The following is a 19,783-nucleotide window of genomic DNA, read 5'->3' on the forward strand; positions in this document are numbered from 1 at the left end:
CTGCTCCAAGGCGTCTTACTGTGCTGGACCGGCGTTTGCCCCACATGCCAACGAAAGCTCCCCAAACGAAGACCAACTTAACGAAGTACTACTAGTACTCCAGCCGGACTTCGTGATGTCGTTGGTGGGCCGCTCAGATGCAGGTGCGGCCCATCAGTTGATCATGGTCGGTTGTGTGGACTAACCCTGATCGGCTGGTGGCCGCGGGCTCCAGCGTAAACCCTGACCGATGGGCGGTGATGTTCGAGCAGATGATCACCCGCATCGCTGGTCGGGGAATCGCTACTACGACTGGGCGTTCGCCGACATCGACACCGACGAGCCGAGCGGACACCGGTGGTTGCTGATCCGTCGCAACCGCACCACCGGCGAGCTGGCGTTCTACCGCTGCTACTCGCCCCGCCCCGTTCCACTGCGAGTCCTGGTTCAGGTCGCAGGCCGCAGGTGGACAGTCGAGGAATCGTTCCAGACCAGCAAAGGTCTCACCGGGCTTGATCAACACCAGGTCCGGCTCTGGACCTCGTGGCACCGCTGGACAGTCCTGGGGATGCTCGCCCACGCATTCCTCGCCGTCGTCGCGTCCACCGAACGAAACCCCGGACCGGCGACCCTCGGGTGGATCTCCTTGACCTGCAACGAAATCCACCACCTGTTCACCGCCCTCATCGCCCGACCAATACTCGATATTGCACACCGGATCCGCTGCTCACAGTGGCGCAGACGCCACCAATACCGCGCACAGCAAGGCCACTACCAGCGACAATCCACCCGTGAACCATGACCATCACGAACTTCGGCTGGAGTACTAGGCCGGAGCGTTGTCAGGGCTGCTTCCCACCCTCCCCGGAGTCCCCCGGATCAGGCTGCCCCTGGCTTCAACCGAGCTGCTGCGACAGCCCGGCGGCGGGGTCCTCTCTCCAACACACTCGGTCATCCAACGCCTAGTGGCGCACCATCCCGTCGACGATCAGCACGGTGTCGGAGCCGTGTTTCTTCGTCAGGGGCGCCAGTGCTAGCAGTGGGGCCAGTGGTCCATCACCCGGTCCACAGAGGATTTTGGCGATGCCGAACTTCAGCGCGATCTGCCGGTAGGTGCGGTTGGTGCGCCGTCCGTGCCAGCTTGCTGAACCGGCACATCGACTGCTCGGTGAACACGGGCGCCCACTCCGGCTTGTTCGCGCTGATGAGCTGCTCCACACCATGATCATCGATCATGGTTCGCCAACGCGCTACGGAACAACCTTTAGAGCGGTGAGGGCTCAGCTGTGATGGGCGACCGGCTCGGAATCGGCGTCGAGCGCATCGAGCACTGCGGCGCCGTTCGCCCTCGCCCACTCGGTCAGTATGTGGATCGGATCGATCAGCGTCGCTCCGAGCGGGGTGAGCTCGTACTCGACGCGGGGCGGCACCTCGGCGTAGGCGTGGCGGCGGATGAGTCCGTGCGCCTCGAGCCGTCGGAGCGTCTGGGTGAGCATCTTGCGGGAGATGCCGCCGATCAGCTCGATCAGCTCGCCATGGCGCACCGGGCCCTTGCTGAGGCCGTAGAGCACGACCACCGTCCACTTGTCGGCGATCAGCTCGACCGCCAGACGCGCCGGGCAGTCGGCAAGAAAGGAATCACTGGGACCGAAACCGCGCATGGCGCCAAAGGTACCTGCTGGTTCCTATCGGAAACATAGTCTGGGTTCTCCCCTTCCAAAGCCAGGAGAGTCATGCGAGTCATCACCCAGCAGAAGCTCGGCGGTCCCGAGGTACTCACCATCGTGGACGCGCCCGCGCCCCAGCCCCTGCCGACCGAGGTCCTCGTCCGTGTCAAGGCGATCGGGCTGAACCCGCTGGAGGCGCGACTGCGCGCAGGCGAGTTCCCGCTGATCGGCAAGCCGCCGTTCATCCTCGGCTGGGACATCAGCGGCGTGGTCGAACAGGCGCAGACGTGGCGATTGCGGCCGGGCGACGAAGTGTTCGGAATGCCGCTGTTCCCCCGGGCGGCCAACGCGTACGCCGAAGTCGTGGCTGCTCCGGCGTTGCACCTGGTGCGCAAGCCGGCGTCGCTCTCGCACGTCGAGGCGTCGGCGCTGCCGATCGTCGGGCTGACGGCGTGGCAGGGCCTCGTCGACCTCGCCGGCGTGACCGAGGGCGACCGCGTCCTGGTCCACGGTGGTGGTGGCGGGGTCGGGCATGTCGCGATCCAGATCGCGAAAGCGCTCGGCGCGCACGTGATCACGACCGCCAGCGGGAGCAAGCGGAAGTTCGTCGAGGGGCTCGGCGCCGACGAGATGATCGACTACACGACGGTCGACTTCACCGAGGCGGTCCGCGACATCGACGTCGTGCTCGACACGCTCGGCGGCGACACCGTCGAACGCTCGCTCGACGTGCTCCGCCCAGGCGGGCACCTGGTGACGGCGGTCGCCGACGAGGATTCCGAGCTCGCCGCCAAGTTCGAGGCGGCCGGCATGCGCTTCAGCGGCATCGCGGTCGACCCGGATCCGGTCGCCCTGCGGCGGCTCGTCGAACTCGTCGAACAGGGCAGGCTCCGGGTCCACGTGCAGGAGACGTTCCCGTTCGAGCGCGTCGCCGACGCGCACCGGCTGCTCGACGGCGGTCACCTCCAGGGCAAGCTCGTGCTCACCGTCTGATCCCGTCGTGGGGCCTTGCGTGAGCGAGGCCCCACTGATGAACGGACTTCCGTCGCTCCAAGCGGCTGGCCGACCACCTGGTCCAAGACGTGATTCGGCAAGGTCAGCAGGCTGGCGTCTTCGTCGAACGCCACTACCAGCGACAATCCACCCGTGAACCATGACCATCACGAACTACGGCTGGAGTGCTAGACGCGGCTGGGCTTCTTCGCCCCCGGACCGAGGGTGCTAGTCATCGCGTGGCAGCAGGGGGCCGAGCGGCCCAAGGTCCAGGTTGAGATCCTCAGCGGCGAAGCCGAAGCGGTCGCGGAGTTCGGCCATCGCCTCTTCCAGCTTCATGAGAGCCAGGCCCAGCTCTTCCACCTGATCCTCGTCGAGCCCGCCTTCGTCGACGCGGCGCAGGGCCTGCCGTTCCATCAACTGGCGCAGCAGTTCGACGATGGTGAGGACGAGCCGGACCAGGTCACGTTGGACCGACTCCGCGTCGGTTTCGATGCGGTGCGGCAACCCGCGCTGCCTTTCGGGTCGGTGGTCGCGCCGAGATTCACCCATCGTCGATCTGCTCCCACGAGTCGACATCCATCGTGCCCTCGTGGATCGAGGTGATGATCGCCCGCAAAGACACCCGCACCAGGTCGACCCCGGCCAGCGAAATGGTTACGTCGCCGACAAGCACGACGCCACCCGCCAGCAACCGGTCGAGAAGGTCGACGAGCGCGATCTCCCGGGAGTCGCGAACTGTGAGCGGGCTGCTGTCGCGGCCCCCGGCAATCGCGCTCACTGCTGATCCGCACCTTCCACCGCTGCGAACGAATACGGGGCCCACGGCCCGGTCAGCTCGATCCGCAGGGCGCTCTCCGCGGCGATGCTCTCCACCGCCGCAGTGAACTCCTCGGTTCGCGCATCGTCCACCAGGTAGGCGCCGTTGAGCACCATCGACCCCTGATAGCCCGCGAGATCACGATTCTGCGGCGGGTGCACCCGGTTCGCATGGGATAGTTCGCTGAGCACAGCGTGGATCTCCTCGGCTTGCTGCACCGCCTCGCGCTCCGCCTCGGCCTGTCCCTTCCGTCGTTCCCGAAGCTTGCCGAGGTATGCCTGCCCTGGCCGATCCTGGGCGCCACCGGGGTTCGAGGCGGCGGGCTCCCGCTGCTCCTTCCAGCTGACGTCGGCGAACGCCTTGACACCCCACTCGGTATGACCGGAGATCAGCTCCAGGATGTCGGCGAACGCTGGTCCGCGCTCCGCGAGTGCGGCCCGAACGCGGTCATCGTTGTAGTAGACCGTGGCCAGGGCCAGCGGGGCGACGGGCGAGGCGGTGGCGGCGGCCTCGACGACCCGGCTGTGCGCCCGGACCGTAGTTTCCAGCCACCGCATGTCCTCCAGGTTCTTGCGCAGCCCTTGTTCGCCGAACTCCTCGGCGTCGACCGTGCTGACAAGTGCGGCGAGGCCACCGGAAGTGACCAGCCGGACCTCCGACCCGGCGATTCCAGCCACGTGCCCGGAAATGTCCACGTCTCCTCGCAAGATCGCGTAGACGTAGGAGAGCGTTTCAGCCACGGTCCTGCTCCTCGGAGCTGCGTTCGCGCGCCTCCCGATGAGGTTCGGGAAGCGGCTCGTCCTCCAGAGCGGCCTCGGTCGCGCTGCGCCCGGATTCGAGCTCACGCACCTGTGATCGCAGCGACCGGTTCTCTTCGACCAGGTCACGGTGACCGGAGGACAGCGTGGGGTCGTGTTCCCACCAGTCGATCCCCATTTCGCGGGCGCGCTCGACCGAGGCCACGACCAGCCGGAGCTTGATCGTGAGCAGTTCGATGTCGAGCAGGTTCACCTGGATGTCACCGGCGATGACGATGCCCTTGTCCAAGATCCGTTCCAGGATGTCGGCGAGATTCGCCGACTGCGGCTGTGCGGGCGTCGCGCGCTCGCCGTACCACGTCGGTGCGCGGGCACCGCCTCCTCGCACCGCCGGAGCAGTCGTCCGGTCGTTGCCGTCATAGCCTGTCATCGTTCGTTGCCTCGCCCTCTGGCATAGCGGTCGACACGGTGGTACGAAACGAGATCACCGTCCGCGTCCAGTTCCGCCTCGTACACGGCCAAGATGTCGGCCGAGTCCGGAACCCGGCGGCTCTCGACCACCTCGACGCCCACGACCCAGCCCGTTTCGGACCGTTCAAGGGACGTGACGCCTTCCGGCTCTCGACCGGTCAGCTCGTGCACTTGGCGAACGGCCAGCCGGGCCACCTGGGCCGCTTTGAGTGAATGCCGCGCTCGCGCTCGGCCTTTCTCGTCGTCACTGTCGGGTTCCTGGTGCGCCCGCTTCGGCTTCTGGTCCCGCTCCGGGCTGCTCTTGGCTGCCGCCGTCTTGGATCCCGTTTGCCGAGGGAGGTTGCGCCGGCGGCGCTCCGCCGGTGACTCGCGATCCCCAGACCCGTCGCGCCGCGCCGTGGCCACCAGGTCACATCTCCTCTCCCCGACGTCGCCGCTGCGCCTCGAACAGCCTGGCCAGCAAGTCTTCGTGCAACCGGTCGCGTTCCGGGTCAGTCAGCTCACCGGCGGCGTAGGCGTCGTCGACGTCGGCGATCTGGCGCTGGATGAGCGCGGGATCGTAGTACTGCTGCTCCGCGTGCTGTTTCACCTTTTCGGCGACCCACACGGCACCTCGCACTGGTGCCAGAGGCAGGGTGAGAAGCCCGGTGATGAGTCCCATATCAGGCCTCCGGCAAGAAGTTGTAGGGTGCGAGCGGACCGATCAAGCGCAGGTCGATCCGTCCCGCCCACCGCTCCCCCAGTTCGTCCAGGGCCTGCTCGAACTGCGGGATCTGCTCGCGATCGACGAGGAACGCGGCGTGCACGGCATCGTCCTCGGCTGCGACCGCATGTGAAACTGAAGCGGCAGAAGACGATTCGAGCGAGGCCATCAGCGTCTCCGCATCGGATTCGCGCTTCTGGGCGACGGCGTTGCTGACCAGTTCACCCAGCCGCAAGCGCTCCGCGTAGCCCGCTTCCTCCGGCAGCCCGCTGAGATCTTCGCGGAGCTGTCGGACCTCGGGCACTTCATCCACGATCTCGCGCAGGTGCGCGCTCTCCGCGTACCTGCCTCGAACGGTGAACTGGACGAGTCCTGAAAGTTCGGTGAGCATGGCCTCGAAGTGGTCCTGATGGGGTTCCAGCAGCTCCTCGACGACCGCTTCCGCGGTTCTCACAACGGAACCAAAACGCATCGGTATCACGGTCGTTTCGGCGGCGAGGGTGTCGAGGACGCGCTCGTGCGCGAGCAGGTCCTCGCGGGTGCCGAGCGGTCGAGCCAGCCACACCTCGCTGATCAGCGCGGAGAGTTCGCCGCGCGAGGCAAGCACCACCTTGGCCTCGTCGTCCCCGACGGAGGGCAGCCCGTCCGGCAGCTCTTCTCGGCGATCGATGATGCCGTAGACGTACACGGCTTTCTCGACGTCGCCTTCCGGCTCGGTCCGGACACTCTCGGCGCGCTTCGCGTGCGTGGTCATCGTTCACGCTCCCGGCTCCGCGGTTCCCTGCGCTTGACGGGCTGCTTCTCCCGCTTCTCCTCCTGATCGCCACCCCGGAATTCGTCGAACTTGTCCTTGGCCGCGTCGATCACGCCCTTGGTCTTGCCTTCGACGCCGCTCTGCGTCATGCCCTCCATCAGCTCCGGGAGGTCCTTGCCGCCCTTCTGATCCAGGTCCAGCCTGTTGGTCGCCTCGGCGAACCGCAGGTAGGTGTCCACACTGGCCACTACGACCCGCGCGTCGACGGTGAGGATCTCGATTCCCACCAGCGAAACCCGAACGAAGACGTCGATGACGAGCCCCTTGTCCAGGATGAGTTCGACCACTTCCGCCAAGTCGCCCGACGAACCGCGCTGCACCGGCGATCCGCCGCCCCCTTGCATGCTCGCGACGGTCATGTCATCACCTTCTCCGGCTGGACGTCACCGCTTCGCGGCGACGCCGGCCGCGCTGGTCTTCGTCTTCCCGGCCTTCGTCCTCTTCGTACTCCTCCTCGCCCTCCTCTTCGCCTTCACCCTCGGACTCCTCGGCTTCCGACTCTTCGTCGCCGTACTCGCCCTCCTCCTCTTCGTCGCCGTACTCCTCGGCTTCCTCCTCTTCTTCGCCGTACTCGCCCTCTTCGCCGCCCTCCTCGGCTTCGCCGTACTCGCCCTCGTACTCCTGCGGCTCTTCCTCGCCGGCCTCCGCGCCGTACTCCGCCTCTTCCTCTTCGCGCAAAGCCTCTTCGTGGGTCTTGACGACCTCGCGATCTCGGATCTCGCCACGCCAGCCTTCGATCGCGTCCTGCTCCAAGATCGTGCGCGTCATCAGGTGCCGCTTGATGTACTTGAAGTCGGCGCGAACACGGCGGCCCTGCGCTCGCCACATGTACGCGGTCTTCTCGAAGAGCCCCTGCGGGTAGTACTCGATGACGAGCAGGATCCTCGTCATGTCCGGCGCGAGCTCGTGGAAGGTGATGGAGCCATCCACGGTCCCCTTCGCGCCGGTTGAAGTCCACACGATCCGTTCGTCGGGAACCTGTTCGACGATGGTGGCTTGCCAGCTCCGTTTCGAGAGGAAGATCTGGGCTTGCCAGTTGATCTTTTCGTCGGACTCCTGATCCACGCTGAGGACCTTCTTCGTCATGCTCGGGAAGTCCTCGAACCTGGTCCACTGGTCGTACACGACGCGAATCGGCAGGCCGACATCATTGTGCTCGATGATGTTGACCACCTTGGACTTGCCCTTCTTCCCTCCTTTTCCGCCGCCCATGCCCAGTGCACCTTTGACCTTTTCCGTCACGCCCGTCAAACCGGCTTTCAGCGCCGATTTGACGGGGGATCCACCTGCCGCCAACTCCTTACCGCCCGTGACCGCTGCCATCAGTCCGGCACCACCGTTCTCCGCCGATTCGGTCAACCGTTCGGTCATTTCTTCGACCTTGTCGCCGACGAAACTGGCTGCACGTTCCCCGGCCGACGTCAGCAGCTCCTTGGCTCCGGCCTTCAACGGATCAAGCGGCAGTTCTCGCAACAAGCCACCCGATCTGGATTCGCGACTTTCGCTGGACGGTTGCGCCATGGTCATCACCCAGCCCGCTCAAGACGTCTTCTTCGGAGCCGACGACTTGGGCCTGGAGCTCGTCGCCTGCTTGCGCTTGCCCTGTCCTGCCGACCCGCCACTCCGGCTTCCTGCCCGGCCGCTCGAACCACTGGAGGACTTGGCCGCAGACGTCGCCTTGCCCCGCTCACCGGACCGCGGCGTCCTCGTGGATTCCTTCTCCGCGGCAGAGCTCGATCGCCCGCCACTCGAGGCTGTGGAACGTTCGGGCGTGCGACCCCGTTCCTTCCTGCCTTCCGAGGACTGCTCTTCTTCGCTTTCCTCGGACTCCGTCTCGTCCTCGTCCGCCGCGGTAGTCTCCCCCGAGCTCGCCCCCCGCCGGATCGCCTTCTTGCTGAGGCTGGTCACTCCTTTCCCGGCGTTCGAGACCTGCTCCCCGGCAGCTTCGACGTTGACCGCACGCAAACCGGCGGCACGTTTCGTCAGATTGTCACCAAGCGATTCGATCTTGCTCGTCGCCGCTGCCATCGCCGCTGATTTGGCCGCGTCCAGCAAACGCTCTCGCACCTCTCCCGTGAGCTTCTGCACCTCTGGAGACGCTCCCAGCAGTTTGCCGCCCTTAGCCAGCAGTTCCTTGGGATCCGCTAAACGTCGTCCGGCCAGCATCCCCGCGGCTGTGATCGCGAGCTTCATCTTGCGACTGCGCCCGAGGGCGTAGCCGACGGCTACTGCCATAGCGATCTGAGGTCCGGATTTCATGATCAGCCCCCTGCCCGAACAGCCGGGCGGGCGTGTTGCCCGCAGTCACGACCAGCTCACGCAACCGGGTGCGGCCATGGGTTCGGCGCTACCACCTTGCACATTGACCAAGCGTCGAAGCCCGATCAGCCGACTACCGCGATTATCTTGCCAGGCTACCCGACCGCTGGACGCCGAACACCTTCGTCGCGAGCGATTTCGTGATCGAACCTGCTTTTCAAATATATCAAGCATTTCCATCGTGACCATCCCGCACGATGGAATATCATCGCTCGACTTCGAAAGCGAGATCACCGAAGCACGCCGGTCTCCCGGAGTTCCTCATCCACGATCCCACTCACCCAGCGTCGTAAGGGCCATGAGCGTTCTGAGTAGCACTCTCCGCGATCTCGGCGCCGCGATTCCTCGCCGCCCAGTTCTGCGGATTCTTCATCCGCTGGTCCTGAACGTATGGTCAGGCCGCTCAGGGCGCTCAGCAAGCCTCGGCCGGCTGCGAGCGTCGCCAGAATGCCCCGCGTCTGGGGTCTGGGTCGAAGGCTGTCCAGCAGCAGCGCGTCACTGATGTCGGCCGCCACGCGACCTACAACGGCCAGCAACAACGGGTTCGGGCTGGGAGCGAACGCCAGGGCCAGCCCCGACACAACGTCTCGGGCGCCGATGCCTCGGCAGAGCGCCGCCGTACCCGGGGAAGTTGTTCCGGCCGTGTCGGTCAGTCCGCATGGAACGGCCAGCGTCTCTGGGCGAAGAACGATCGTCGCACCCAGTGCGGCCGTCCCGATGCCGAGCAAGCGAGGGAACCACGTCATGGCGTCGCTCCTTCTCCAAGATGCGAATGCCTTTGGTGGACCGAAGATCCTTGATCAGTTGGGCACCGAACGCACGGCAAACCGTGCGCACCCACCAGTATGCGCCATACGGCGAATGAGCGATTGCGAGTCGAAGATCAACGACGTTCGGGAGTCGCCCGGCGCTGCAAGGTGGTCTTGGTGGCCGACGTTCACTAAGAACCCAGCTCGACCGGAACCTTCCGGCGCGCATGTCAGACGCTCGGAGCCAGGTACCGGGTCAGCCCTGGGCACCCTTCTTCGCTGCCTTCTTCTTCGCTTTTGCCCTGGGTGCCTCGCGCGCGGCTGGGATGGCACCCTCCGGAGGAACGATCGTCTCGTCCGCGGCCTCGCCTACCGACGCTTCGCCAGACGGCTGCTCGGCCTCGCTTGTTTCGAGCTCGACCGAGCGGGTCATGCGATAGGCGGCGTAGGCAGTGCCGGCTCCAGCCACAACGCCTGCGGCACCCACACCCGCGCGCCGCAGGAGCAGCTTCCTGCGATTCAAAACGGCGCGTCGGCGGGCAGGTCTCATACCGCTCAGTTTCTTGCGTGCCAGCCGGCGCGCGAGGTGCAAGGCGACTTTCCCCTTGCGCCAGCGGCCCAGCAGGTAGCCGATGAAAGCCGCCAGGTACACCTTGATCCGGACCAACATCACGACCCTCCCGAACGCCAAGATCGCGGTATGCACGCCAACATCCGAACGCTTGAAATCACACTGCATTCTCCCCTTTCCCAGAGTCCCTCGCGATTCGTCAGGGATTCCCGACACAGCCAGCGGCCGCGGTGATCGTGCGGAAGGATGAAGGTTCAAGAGCTTGTGGCAGCGATGACGATTACCTGCGTTCGGACGGCGACCGCGAACGTGTGGATCAGGGACGGGGTCCGCTCATCGCCAGCGAGGCATCCCCCGAACTCGCGGTCGCCCCATTACTCGGCCTGCAGCACTAGAGGCGCAGGTCCCTCAGCGCGCCGGGGTCGCACCGCCCTGATCACCGCAACGACGATCAGGAACAACAAGAGCAGCACGAGCAACACCGGTCCCAGCAGTAGGACGAGGACGAGGCAGAGGACCAGGAGGAGTTTGGCCTTGGCGCTCAGTCCGGCGACCGCGGCCTTCACCGCTGGCCACAACGGGTGCTTCCCCCTGACGGCAGCGGAAACCCCCGCCAGCGCGGCCTGCACGCCCGGCGACCCGCTCGCCGCGTCGGCGAGTTTGTCCAGCCAGGCGGGAACCTTCCGGAACAGCACCGCGGAGCCCATGGCCAACAGGTCGCGAACGATTCGCCCAGCGGCCTCCCGTAGTCCTCCGGCCAATCGGGCCAGTTTCCGGGTCCCGGCCTCGGCCTTGCCCAGCGCAGCCATGCATCGGGGCTACCCACGGGTGACTGCCGACAACCAATCCAGTGCCGAGCTGTCCGGTGCAGCGACTGGCAAGAGTAGTTCACGCATCGTGGTTTCAACCGCGGGAACTGGGGAACACCGAGCGCACAACTCGGACATCGCCGAGGTCGCGCTCATCAGGTTGGACGCGATTCTCCGGCAATGTGGTCAGCGCCGGAGGTAGCGATGACCCGGATCAAGGTGTTTCTGGCGACCGTCATCGGTTACGTGCACGCGTGGTTGACGAAGCTTGAGCTGCGAATGGCCGCCCGAAAGGTGAGCCGGAAGCTTCGGCGGCTCAACCCTGGTCCGCTCGTCGGCGCTCTGGGCGGGAAGTTGCGGAACGTCCCGCTTGTTCGCGAGCGGACCCAGCACGGCCTGAAGCGCACAGGTCGGACCATTTCCGGCGCTGCCGCAGGCCTGCCGAGGTCCCGCGCTGGAGGAGGGGAAAAGATGGACGAGCCCGGTAGCGAGGGACGGCTCCGCCGACTGCGCACAGGCGTGACCCGCAGAATCGGGGTGATCCTTGCTGCGACCGGCGGCGCCCTCGCCCGGGCCGGTGAGAAGTTGAAGGGCTCCGACGACGGCGCGCGAACACCGCCCGACGAAGACTCGAAACCGCAGGCCAAAAATGCCGCAGAGGAAGAGCGACCGGCGCGCGAGGTTGGCCGGAGTGCACCCGGGCCGCGCACCAAGAAAACACGTTCCAAGAAAGCGCCAGAGGAAACCGTTTCCCGCGATGCGACAGCGCGCGACGCCGGAGAGGGACGCAAACCGGTTCGCAAGCGGCGTGCCCCGATGCGGGCACCACATCCACCCGCATCCGGTAAGAGAAACACCCACCACCACGAGTAGCCCCGCATCGCGCCGAGCAGGTATTCGTGCCTTGCCGGAGGCGTGCGCGCCGGTAGTGAACGGAGATGGCCGCGATGGCCGAAGAGACCAAAGCCCCCACCACGCAGGCCAAGCACGCTGAAACCGCTTGGGCGACGACACCCGGAGGGGCCGACAAACCGCGGGCGGGTGAGGTCAGCGAGACAACACGGGGAGCCACAACGATCGCCGCTGTAGTGGTGCAGAAAATCGCCGCAGTCGCCACCCGCGAAATCTCCGGGGTCGCCGCGCTCGGCGGCGGCGTGGCACGGGCATTCGGGGCGCTGCGCGAACGCATTCCCGGCGCCCGCGCTTCCGAGACCTCTGGAGTCGCTGTCGAGGTCGGCGAAAAGCAGGCCGCCATCGATCTGGAAATCGTGGTCGAATACGGGACCGCCGTAGTGGACCTGGCACGAGCGGTGCGCCGCAACGTCATCACCGCGGTGGAACGCATGGCCGGGTTGGAGGTCGTGGAGGTCAACATCGCCGTCACCGATATCCGCCTTCCCGGCGAGGAGGAAACGCCGGCATCGGCGCGCGTCGAATGACGATTTCCGCCATACATCGGGCCAAGGAGCTGAGTGATCTCGACAGTGGGTCGGCCCAGGACCGACCTGCGCAACCGGCTGCCCGGCGGAATCACGCCAGACGACATCGCCACGACCACCCGCGTTCTCGACCTGATCACTCAGCGAGTCAGGGGCATGCACGCAGCACGGTGAACCGTTGGCGCCTTCGTTGTCAGGCCTGGAGATCCACGACGACCTTCACCTCGCCAGGACCCGACTCGAAGACATCGGTCCACGCGCCCAGCGGGATCCGGCGGCTGATCAGCGACCTCAACCAGTTCCTATCCGCGGCCGCCAATGCCTGCACGGCCTGGTTGTAGTGGCGCAGGTTGGCGCTGGCACTGATCACGAGGACGTCGTTGTCCAGCATCAACTCGTTGTTGATCACCTCCGCCGGGACGGACGTGGTGCGGTGGTGGCCCGTGATGCCGGTCAGCACGGTGATGGCGTTGCGCGCAGTGTGCCGCAGCACCTCGAACAGAACCTTGCCGGATCCGGTCGCCTCGATCACGACATCCGGTTCGCAGCCCAGATCGTCCAGCGAGGTGTGGTGGGCCGCGCCCAATGCGCGCACCAGATCCGATCTCGGCCTCCCGGTGACATGGTCAAGAACGTGCACGTCCAGGCCGCGCTGCGTGCCGAGCAGAGCAGCGAGCAGACCGACCGATCCCGCACTGGTCACCAACGCGTGGCGGGGAGCGAAGTAGGCTCGCCTGCCGATCGAGTCGGCCTGCTCCCACGCCTTGGCCACCACCGATGCAGGCTCCGCCAGCACTCCGAGATCACCGAGCGCAGGAGTGACCTTGATCGCGAAGCGGGGCTCGACCGTCCACTGCTGAGCACCGAAGCCATCCAGCCCCGTGATGCCGCACTCGGTGTACTCGCCGTTGAGGCAGAAATCCCACTGCCCGGCGGCACACGCCTCGCACGGCTGCGGGTCCGGACGCCGGACGACACCGACCACGTAGTCGCCCTCCTGGAAACCACTGATCGCGGGCGCATGGACCACTCGTCCGACGGATTCGTGGAAAAGGACCATGCGGCCTTGCCCCGGCAGCAGAAGACCGTGCGCCCCTTCGGTGACATCACGATCAATGCCGCAGAACCCCACCAGCAGGCCCTGCACGAGCAGCTCCCCCGGCTGCGGAACGGGATCGGGCAGTTCCGTGACCGCCGACAACTCCGGCCTACCCGGAACCACGGTGGCTGCCTTCACCTGAAGCCCCCCTCTCTTGCCGGCCGGGAGCACCTGAGGCCCGGACGATCGCGGTGCTCTCCGGATAGACCTGACCGTTCCGGCTGGTAGCCAGCACGACTTCGTCCTTGAACTTTCCGGTGATCCGCTCGGGGCAGCGGTAAATCCAATCACCACGTGGCGTAACACCGAGGAGACGTGGAAGGGTGAAATACCGGAATTCCTTTTAGCTTCCAGGATCTTGCGCGGTGGGACGTTGGTTTCGAAGGTGGCGATGCCTTCGGCGTTCGCTGGCCGGCAGTTTTGAGGCGCGGCGAATCACAGGTAATCAGCTTACCGATTTAGCCGTCGCCCTTCCAGGTGCCACGTACACGCGACCAACCGACCAAAGTTTCGGTAGTACGCCGGTGTTTCTGTTGCGGCACGTGGGGTAGCCCGACTCCGTGATGCTTTGAAAATGGGGGGATTGTGACCAGGATGAGGAAACGATCTGCGGCAGCGTTCGGTGGCGCAGCCATGGTGGCGGCGTTGGCTGTGCCCGGCGTTGCCGCCGCATCGGCCGAACAGGACAACTCGTTCATGGCGCAGGTCGCGCAAGTGAATCTGGCGGAGATCACCATAGGCAAGCTAGCTCTGCAGAAGGCCACCACGCCGCAGGTGCGGTCGTTGGCGCAGGAAACGCTCACCGATCACCAGAACGCACAGAGCAACCTCGAGCACCTGGCGGGACAGAAGGGCGTGACGTTGCCGTCATCGCCGAACGCACAGCAACAGAGCATCGGGAACCAGCTCGAGAGCGCGTCCGGCGGGATGTTCGACACCACCTACCTGCAGGCGCAGATCGCCGGACACCAGGAGGCGAGCACGCTAACGCGCACCGAGATCGACTCCGGTCGGGATCCTGACGTGCAGGACTACGCGAAGGGTTTTCTCCCGGTGGTCCTCAAACACCTGAGCCATGCCCAGGCCGGTGCGAACGCCCTCGGCATTCCGCCGAAGGGGGCCAACACGGGTTCCGGCGGCTTGGCGGAGCGGGCGCAGTCCCACGCCGCCGACCTCGGCCTGATGGCAGGCGGTCTGGCGATGGTCGTGGGCGCCGGTGTGGCGCTGCTGCGTCGGCGCCTACGGTTCGGGTGAGCTCATGGCGACGCCGGGTGCCGGAGATCCTGCTGGTGCTCGGCCTGGTGACTGTGGCAGCGGGGCTTGGCCACGCTCTGGCCAGCGGTCCCGCCCGGCCGCACACCGGTACCGTCCCGCCTGCCCATACCGGAAGCCCTCCTGAACCGGCTTCGGCGCCGGAAGCGCCGGTGCCGGTGTCACCGAACGAGGTGCCGCAGCGAGTGCAGCTGCCGACGTTGGGTGTCGACGCGCCGGTACAACCCGTGTTGCCCGGGCCGGACCACCAGTTGGGCGTGCCCGAATCACCGGGCGTGGTCGGCTGGTGGAGCGCCGGCGCCGCACCAAGTTCCCGGCGCGGCACAGTCGTGCTGGACGGACACGTCGACACGCGCAGCACCGGCCCTGGCGCCTTGTTCCGGGTGGCTGATCTCCAGCCAGGTGATCCCCTCAAAGTCACCTCCACCCACGACACGACCCGATACCGGATTGCGGCAGTACGCAGCTACCCCAAGGCATCCCTGCCAGCGGACCTGTTCGACCGCACCGGCCATCCCCGCCTGGTGCTGATCACCTGTGGAGGCCTCTTCAACGACAGCACCCACGAATACGATGACAACATCGTCGCCTACGCCGTCCCGACCTAGGCCACAAGGCCGAGTACTTCGTGGTGCGACTGCCGAAAACTTTATCCATGCATTTCAAGCGGCACGTGAGCACGCGAGAAGGACACTGCCGAGCCGGTCTTGTCGACGTACGTTCAAGTCGACGAAGTCACAGCTCACGACGGGAAAATCTCGTACGGATGGTCCTCGCAGTGACCACGTTCGTGCGCAGGCTGCGGCAAGGACGGCCGACTCAGGAAGGTGGGAGTCCTTTCTCCCACCACGGCCTCTAGTACGGCAGCCGCACAGTGTGACCTTGCCCCGGATCATCAGCGCCGTCACGTCCCCGGCGCACACCCCAGCCAGCGCGTGTCCTACAAGCCCGCACTCCGCCGTTCACGCGAATGATCACCAACCGGTGCCCGTTCGCGTCCCGCATCTCCCAGCCCAGCTATTGGGTGATTTCCTTGACGACATCGGCGGGGCTGGGGCGAGCGTCGTTCTCCGCGGCGGCGGCCTGGGCCCGATCGCGGAAGGTGTCCTCCCTCAACGCCCGCCGCACGGCGGGGAAGATCTCGTCCCCGCTGTCAACGGTGATCGCCGCTCCGGCAGCAGCGGCGCGGGCGGCGTTGATCGGCTGATCGGCGCCCTGAGGCCACAGCACCATGGGAAGACCGTGTGCCAGGGCGCCGAGGACCGTGCCGGAACCGCCGGCACCGACGACAAGATCCGCTCGGTCGAGAAGCCGGCCGAGCGGCACGAACGGCGCGTAGTGCACCTCGACACCGTCGAGTCGCCGGCTCGGCCAGGAGCCGTCATCGCCCGCGGCCGGATTCCTCAACGACGAGCCCACAGTGGCGATCACGTTGACCTCGTGGCCTGCCATCGCCCCCACGGTCGTGTCGAGCACGTCCGGGTCGGAGAAGATCGTGCCCAGGGTGACCAGCACCGTGGGCTTTGCCGGGTCTGCGAAGGCCGGCAGTTCGAATGCCAAGTCGTGGGGGCGCCGGTGGGCTTGCGCACGCATCGGCAGCACGGGAACACGGCTGGACCACTCGGGATCCTGCAGTAGTGGTGGGCACGGGTCGAGGTAGCTCAGCGGCCCAACGAGGTCCAGCCCGGCGTCCCGATCGCGCGAAGCCGCGGCGCGCTCGATCTCGGTGATCACAGCGGGCGTCGCGGGGCCGATACCTACCTGATACCAGGGGATGCCGAGATCAGCTGCGACCATCGGACCGATCGCGTCGAACATTTCGGCCACGATCAAGTCGGGCGCCCACTCGCGGCCAAGACTGATCGTTTCATCGCCGCCGAGGTCTACGCGGGAGCCGCCGAAGATCTCCCCGATGAGTTCGGGCCCCGGGTGGAAAGGGTCTGCGCCGGTGCGGCGGGCAGCGTCCTCGGAGAACTCCATCGGCATAGCACCTACGGCCAGGAACTCCACCTCGGCAGGGAGCTCCGGACCGACCGCATCCTGCACGCCGGCGCTGGTCGCCAGCGCAACGGTATGCCCTGCCTCGACCGCGGCCTGCATCAACGGCGCCAACGGCAGAACATGGCCGTACGCGGGGGTTGCACTGAACAAAATTCGCACAAAACCAACCTATACAGCAGTTCCAGCACTCGAGTCTGCACCGAAGTCGATCAGAGCCATTCGTTGATCGCGACGAGGCGAATGGTCGCCTCGAAGCACTACCCCCAGGAACCATCCCCGCATGCGCGGGGCCGACAGCAGCAGTCCGCCGGACCACTGCACAGTCCGGGAACCATCCGCGCGTGCGCTGACCCAACCCGCTGACCGCGGCGGCGCGAAGAACACTCGGCTGTGCAACTCTCCCCGAGGTCCCTTGGTACCTGGCTGATCGCGGCATCCCGTCGCCGGACTGCCCGCCGCTGGTCAAAACCCCCCGAGGCGCTTCATTCGTCAGGCCGGTGGCATCTTGGACTTCACCTCCCGCGCGATGCCGACCGCGTCCGCACACCGGTCTACGGGACCATGGTTGGTCAGGACCACCACGATCTTCTCGATCCCGACCCACGAGCCCGGCGGTTGGCGGTGCTCCCACTCGATCCGGCAAGAATCCTCTTGGGGCTTCGGGGTGACCTTCGCGACGACCCCACCGATGTCCACGGGCGGCAGTTCGCCGTCGCCCGCTGGCCCGCTGGCGAACGACACGTCGACACGGACACCACTGGGTGCCTCCCAGACGCACTCGTACAGCCCCCGCGGCTTGGGCTTGGTGGTGGCACTCGCCTGCGGGTCACGGCCCGCGAGCGGATCGAGCAGGAAGCACGGATCGATCCCGGCCAGCTCGGCAGGCGACCGATTCGCGATCGGCGGGTCCGTCCGCAGCTGCTCCACCACGTCGGTCATGATCTGCACCGCCGGGGAGCACGGGTCGGGAAGCTTGCTGTCGACCTGCAGGCCCAAAGCCTGCGGCGTGTACGCCGTCCCGTCGCTGCCCTGAAAAGCGACCCGAACGAGGCACGGGCCCGAGCTCGCCTTCTTGACCGCGGCGGGCAGACCGCCGATGCGATTCTCGCCAACATCGGAATCGCTGTTGTTCATGAACAGCGCGAGATCCATCGCCGCACCGCTGTGGTCCGTCATGGGAAGCGAGCACGACCCGAACTGGCCGTTGCCGTAGGAGCCGGGAACGCCGTACTGCGAGAGGTTGGTGGCTCGCAGCAGCGCGCATGGATCCACCGCGCGCAGCTTGGCCGGGGTCAAACCGCCGAAGAACTTGGTGCCCTCGATGTCGTACTTCTCCACCGCCACGGTCCTTCGCGGCGAATGGGACTTCTCCATCCCCGTCGAACAGCTGGTGGCCAGCAGAACAGCGAGCACAGCAACGATCAACCATGAGAACCGGTACACGGTGATCACACTATCCAGCGAAACCTCCGCGCGGACGGGAATCCCGTGATCGGTGGAACAGCCGCTTGCGACGCGCGATCGTCAGTCATGGCGTCGCAGGGTTGCTGGTGGGCGCTTCCAAGGTGCCGTGCCGATTCCGCTAGGAACCATGTGCCGATGCCGTGCGTCCCATTCACGACCACGGATGGTCAGCCCGAGGAAGTCGGGCCGTGGCTTGCCCTTTGGTGCGCAACTGGATCCTTCGTTGTCTGCTGCCAGAAAAGTAGTCGAAAGCACCGAGATAGGCTGTAATTTCGGCGATCTGGAGGCCGACGGGACTAGGGAGGATTGGGAGCGGACGCTCTTGGCCTGATGGAGAAACCCGCCCGCTCCTTCCCCATTGCACTACCGCAAGAACCGGTTTTCCGGCACGCCTGCTCGGTCGAACGTGGTGGGTTCCCGCAGTCGACGAGAGCGCTGCTGCAACTTCGGTCAGGCGAGCCCGACCACCTGCGGCCACCGTTCGACGAGCAGGTGCGGCCGTCCTCGCCGCGGACCGCGGCGCTGATCCGCTTCGCCTCCTCACGCGAGAAGACTGCGAAAAGCACCCTCGAAGTCTTGGTTGCGGAGGGGTGTCACTCGAGGGACAGCAGCATGCTGAGCAGTGCCGCGTCTTGGGGGACGGTCATGTCCAGCGCGGTCAGCTCGCGCAGCCGTCGCAGGCGGTTCACGACGGTGTTGCGGTGGCAGAACAGTTCTTTCGCCGTCGCGGCGATCGATCCGGTCGAGGCGAAGGACCGAGCGGTCTCGACGAGGCGTTCCCGCTCGCTGGCCGGGCATGTCGCCAGCCGTTCGCGCGCGGATTCCAGCAGCGCCGGGTCGAGCTGCAGCAGGTACGTCGCCGCCAGGCGATCCCAGACGTCGGCCACGGACGCCGGGCCGGCGACTTCGGGTGGTAGCGCGCGCAGCACTCGCAACGCCGTCCGGGCCCCGGCGGGCAATTCGGACAACGCCGGCACCCGGCTGCGCCCGCAGCGCAGGTCGCCGAGCCGGTCATCGGGTCCTTCCCCGGGCGGGGCCGACTGCCAGAACGCAACCGCGCAATCCTCCACGTCCGCAGTGAAGATCCGCGACCCGTGGCCCGTCGCCGAGATGACGAACGCGTCGAGGCGGTCGCGGTCGGCGTGGTCGCTGACGACGACGTCGAACGGCTCCGCCTCCGGTACCCCGAGCGTTCCGGCGATCTGCCGGACCAGTCCGGGGTTGAGCTCGGAAGAGCTGAACAGCGCGGAGATCATGGCGCGTTGGCGGTGCTGGTCCAGATCCGCGCGGGCGGCGGCCCCGCGGAGGTAGCTGACCTGGATTTCGGTGGCGAAGTCGTCGACCACCTGCCAGAGGTCGTCGACGTGGGCGATGAGGACGGGCATGTCGGTGGCACGGGAGATCCACAGCAGGGTCGACCACAGGGCGGTGAAGTCGCCGCGCACCGTCGACACCACGTTCTCCAGGGACACGTGCTGCTCGGCGCGGCGGATGCCGATCTCGCGGGGCAGATCGGTGAGGTGCCTCGGCGGGCGGCCGTCGGCGAGCATTCCGAGCAGGTACCGGAACGCTTCCGTGCTGGTGTTCCGGAACTCGGCGGCGTCGACGAGCCCGGCGTAGAAGCGCGCGCCGTGCTCCAGCTGTTGCATCAGGCTCTCGACGAGCAGGTGCTCGCGCTGCCGGAGTTCTTCCAACAGCGCTTTCCAGCGCGGGAGGCTTTCCTCGCGCATCCGAGCGATGTTGCGCATCGATTCCCCGGGATCCGTGTGTTGCCGAGTTGTGAACGCGGCGCTTCGACCGGGAACGCCCGGTGAGACCAAGCGGCCCTGTCGCCGTGAGCGTAGCTTCCGGATAT

25 protein-coding genes are annotated in these 19,783 nt (G+C 66.3%); 6 read left to right on the plus strand and 19 right to left on the minus strand.

All coding sequences use genetic code 11. The features are described 5' to 3' along the window. Positions 1–133: 133 nt before the first annotated feature. Positions 134–694: a hypothetical protein gene (locus tag AB0I53_RS20215; protein ID WP_358604844.1), complete on the minus strand. Its 561-nt coding sequence runs from the start codon at positions 692–694 to the stop codon at positions 134–136. 565 nt (positions 695–1,259) lie between these two features. Beyond that, entirely contained in the window at positions 1,260–1,640 is a 381-nt protein-coding gene (locus AB0I53_RS20220; protein ID WP_358604846.1) for a helix-turn-helix domain-containing protein, read from the minus strand. Between the two features lie 72 nt (positions 1,641–1,712). Here AB0I53_RS20220 and AB0I53_RS20225 point away from each other — a divergent pair, with 72 nt between their 5' ends. Continuing rightward, positions 1,713–2,639: an NADP-dependent oxidoreductase gene (locus AB0I53_RS20225; RefSeq protein ID WP_358604848.1), complete on the plus strand. Its 927-nt coding sequence runs from the start codon at positions 1,713–1,715 to the stop codon at positions 2,637–2,639. Between the two features lie 228 nt (positions 2,640–2,867). Here AB0I53_RS20225 and AB0I53_RS20230 read toward each other — a convergent pair whose 3' ends face one another. The 12 genes from AB0I53_RS20230 to AB0I53_RS20285 form a co-directional block, all read right to left on the minus strand. Then, positions 2,868–3,191, minus strand: a complete 324-nt coding sequence (locus tag AB0I53_RS20230; protein ID WP_358604851.1) for a gas vesicle protein K — start codon at positions 3,189–3,191, stop codon at positions 2,868–2,870. Next, a complete protein-coding gene (locus AB0I53_RS20235) occupies positions 3,184–3,420 on the minus strand; it encodes a gas vesicle protein (protein ID WP_358604854.1) in 237 nt (78 codons plus the stop codon). The genes AB0I53_RS20230 and AB0I53_RS20235 overlap by 8 nt, the downstream gene beginning before the upstream one ends. Next, positions 3,417–4,199 (minus strand): GvpL/GvpF family gas vesicle protein, encoded by a 783-nt coding sequence (locus AB0I53_RS20240; RefSeq protein ID WP_358604856.1) that lies wholly within the window; start codon positions 4,197–4,199, stop codon positions 3,417–3,419. Before AB0I53_RS20240 ends, AB0I53_RS20235 begins: the two co-directional genes overlap by 4 nt. Continuing rightward, complete coding sequence (locus tag AB0I53_RS20245; protein ID WP_358604858.1) at positions 4,192–4,647, minus strand: gas vesicle protein; 456 nt, start codon at positions 4,645–4,647, stop codon at positions 4,192–4,194. Before AB0I53_RS20245 ends, AB0I53_RS20240 begins: the two co-directional genes overlap by 8 nt. Continuing rightward, on the minus strand, positions 4,644–5,093 hold the full coding sequence (gene gvpO / locus AB0I53_RS20250; protein ID WP_358604861.1) for a gas vesicle protein GvpO: 450 nt from the start codon (positions 5,091–5,093) through the stop codon (positions 4,644–4,646). The genes AB0I53_RS20245 and gvpO overlap by 4 nt, the downstream gene beginning before the upstream one ends. A gap of 4 nt (positions 5,094–5,097) precedes the next feature. After that, the gene (locus AB0I53_RS20255; RefSeq protein WP_358604863.1) at positions 5,098–5,349 is read right to left on the minus strand and encodes a gas vesicle protein GvpG; all 252 of its coding nucleotides are present in this window, start codon (positions 5,347–5,349) and stop codon (positions 5,098–5,100) included. Between the two features lies 1 nt (position 5,350). Further along, positions 5,351–6,145: a GvpL/GvpF family gas vesicle protein gene (locus AB0I53_RS20260; RefSeq protein WP_358604866.1), complete on the minus strand. Its 795-nt coding sequence runs from the start codon at positions 6,143–6,145 to the stop codon at positions 5,351–5,353. Beyond that, on the minus strand, positions 6,142–6,564 hold the full coding sequence (gvpJ, locus tag AB0I53_RS20265) for a gas vesicle protein GvpJ (protein ID WP_358604869.1): 423 nt from the start codon (positions 6,562–6,564) through the stop codon (positions 6,142–6,144). Before gvpJ ends, AB0I53_RS20260 begins: the two co-directional genes overlap by 4 nt. Before the next feature lie 4 nt (positions 6,565–6,568). Next, positions 6,569–7,726: an SRPBCC family protein gene (locus AB0I53_RS20270; protein ID WP_358604872.1), complete on the minus strand. Its 1,158-nt coding sequence runs from the start codon at positions 7,724–7,726 to the stop codon at positions 6,569–6,571. Between the two features lie 18 nt (positions 7,727–7,744). Further along, entirely contained in the window at positions 7,745–8,398 is a 654-nt protein-coding gene (locus AB0I53_RS20275; RefSeq protein ID WP_358604875.1) for a hypothetical protein, read from the minus strand. A gap of 1,131 nt (positions 8,399–9,529) precedes the next feature. After that, positions 9,530–9,979 (minus strand): hypothetical protein, encoded by a 450-nt coding sequence (locus tag AB0I53_RS20280; protein WP_358604878.1) that lies wholly within the window; start codon positions 9,977–9,979, stop codon positions 9,530–9,532. 239 nt (positions 9,980–10,218) lie between these two features. Then, the gene (locus AB0I53_RS20285) at positions 10,219–10,653 is read right to left on the minus strand and encodes a hypothetical protein (RefSeq protein ID WP_358604880.1); all 435 of its coding nucleotides are present in this window, start codon (positions 10,651–10,653) and stop codon (positions 10,219–10,221) included. A gap of 204 nt (positions 10,654–10,857) precedes the next feature. Between AB0I53_RS20285 and AB0I53_RS20290 the strand changes: the two genes are divergently transcribed. The 3 genes from AB0I53_RS20290 to AB0I53_RS20300 all read left to right on the plus strand — a co-directional run bounded on the left by AB0I53_RS20290 (position 10,858) and on the right by AB0I53_RS20300 (position 12,266). Next, positions 10,858–11,526 (plus strand): hypothetical protein, encoded by a 669-nt coding sequence (locus tag AB0I53_RS20290; RefSeq protein WP_358604883.1) that lies wholly within the window; start codon positions 10,858–10,860, stop codon positions 11,524–11,526. A 74-nt stretch (positions 11,527–11,600) separates the two neighbouring features. Beyond that, the gene (locus AB0I53_RS20295) at positions 11,601–12,092 is read left to right on the plus strand and encodes an Asp23/Gls24 family envelope stress response protein (RefSeq protein ID WP_358604885.1); all 492 of its coding nucleotides are present in this window, start codon (positions 11,601–11,603) and stop codon (positions 12,090–12,092) included. Positions 12,093–12,125: 33 nt separating this feature from the next. Then, complete coding sequence (locus AB0I53_RS20300; protein ID WP_358604888.1) at positions 12,126–12,266, plus strand: hypothetical protein; 141 nt, start codon at positions 12,126–12,128, stop codon at positions 12,264–12,266. A gap of 19 nt (positions 12,267–12,285) precedes the next feature. Here the strand turns inward: AB0I53_RS20300 and AB0I53_RS20305 are convergent, their stop codons facing one another. Both AB0I53_RS20305 and AB0I53_RS20310 read right to left on the minus strand, forming a co-directional pair. After that, positions 12,286–13,329 carry a glucose 1-dehydrogenase gene (locus tag AB0I53_RS20305; protein WP_358604890.1) on the minus strand — a complete coding sequence of 348 codons (1,044 nt, stop codon included), beginning with the start codon at positions 13,327–13,329 and terminating at the stop codon, positions 12,286–12,288. Positions 13,330–13,649: 320 nt separating this feature from the next. Further along, positions 13,650–13,928: a hypothetical protein gene (locus AB0I53_RS20310; protein WP_358604893.1), complete on the minus strand. Its 279-nt coding sequence runs from the start codon at positions 13,926–13,928 to the stop codon at positions 13,650–13,652. Between AB0I53_RS20310 and AB0I53_RS20315 the strand changes: the two genes are divergently transcribed. Together AB0I53_RS20315 and AB0I53_RS20320 are read left to right on the plus strand one after the other, a co-directional pair. Further along, positions 13,825–14,445: a DUF4142 domain-containing protein gene (locus tag AB0I53_RS20315; RefSeq protein WP_358604896.1), complete on the plus strand. Its 621-nt coding sequence runs from the start codon at positions 13,825–13,827 to the stop codon at positions 14,443–14,445. The genes AB0I53_RS20310 and AB0I53_RS20315 overlap by 104 nt on opposite strands. After that, on the plus strand, positions 14,442–15,071 hold the full coding sequence (locus AB0I53_RS20320; protein ID WP_358604899.1) for a class F sortase: 630 nt from the start codon (positions 14,442–14,444) through the stop codon (positions 15,069–15,071). Before AB0I53_RS20315 ends, AB0I53_RS20320 begins: the two co-directional genes overlap by 4 nt. A gap of 409 nt (positions 15,072–15,480) precedes the next feature. Here AB0I53_RS20320 and AB0I53_RS20325 read toward each other — a convergent pair whose 3' ends face one another. The 3 genes from AB0I53_RS20325 to AB0I53_RS20335 form a co-directional block, all read right to left on the minus strand. Then, positions 15,481–16,575, minus strand: a complete 1,095-nt coding sequence (locus AB0I53_RS20325; protein WP_358604901.1) for a nucleotide disphospho-sugar-binding domain-containing protein — start codon at positions 16,573–16,575, stop codon at positions 15,481–15,483. Positions 16,576–16,953: 378 nt separating this feature from the next. Further along, positions 16,954–17,877 (minus strand): hypothetical protein, encoded by a 924-nt coding sequence (locus AB0I53_RS20330; protein ID WP_358604904.1) that lies wholly within the window; start codon positions 17,875–17,877, stop codon positions 16,954–16,956. A 644-nt stretch (positions 17,878–18,521) separates the two neighbouring features. Further along, positions 18,522–19,676, minus strand: a complete 1,155-nt coding sequence (locus AB0I53_RS20335; protein WP_358604907.1) for a helix-turn-helix domain-containing protein — start codon at positions 19,674–19,676, stop codon at positions 18,522–18,524. Positions 19,677–19,783: the final 107 nt, after the last annotated feature.

It is taken from the genome of Saccharopolyspora sp. NPDC050389 (genome assembly GCF_040655595.1).
Lineage (GTDB): Bacteria > Actinomycetota > Actinomycetes > Mycobacteriales > Pseudonocardiaceae > Saccharopolyspora.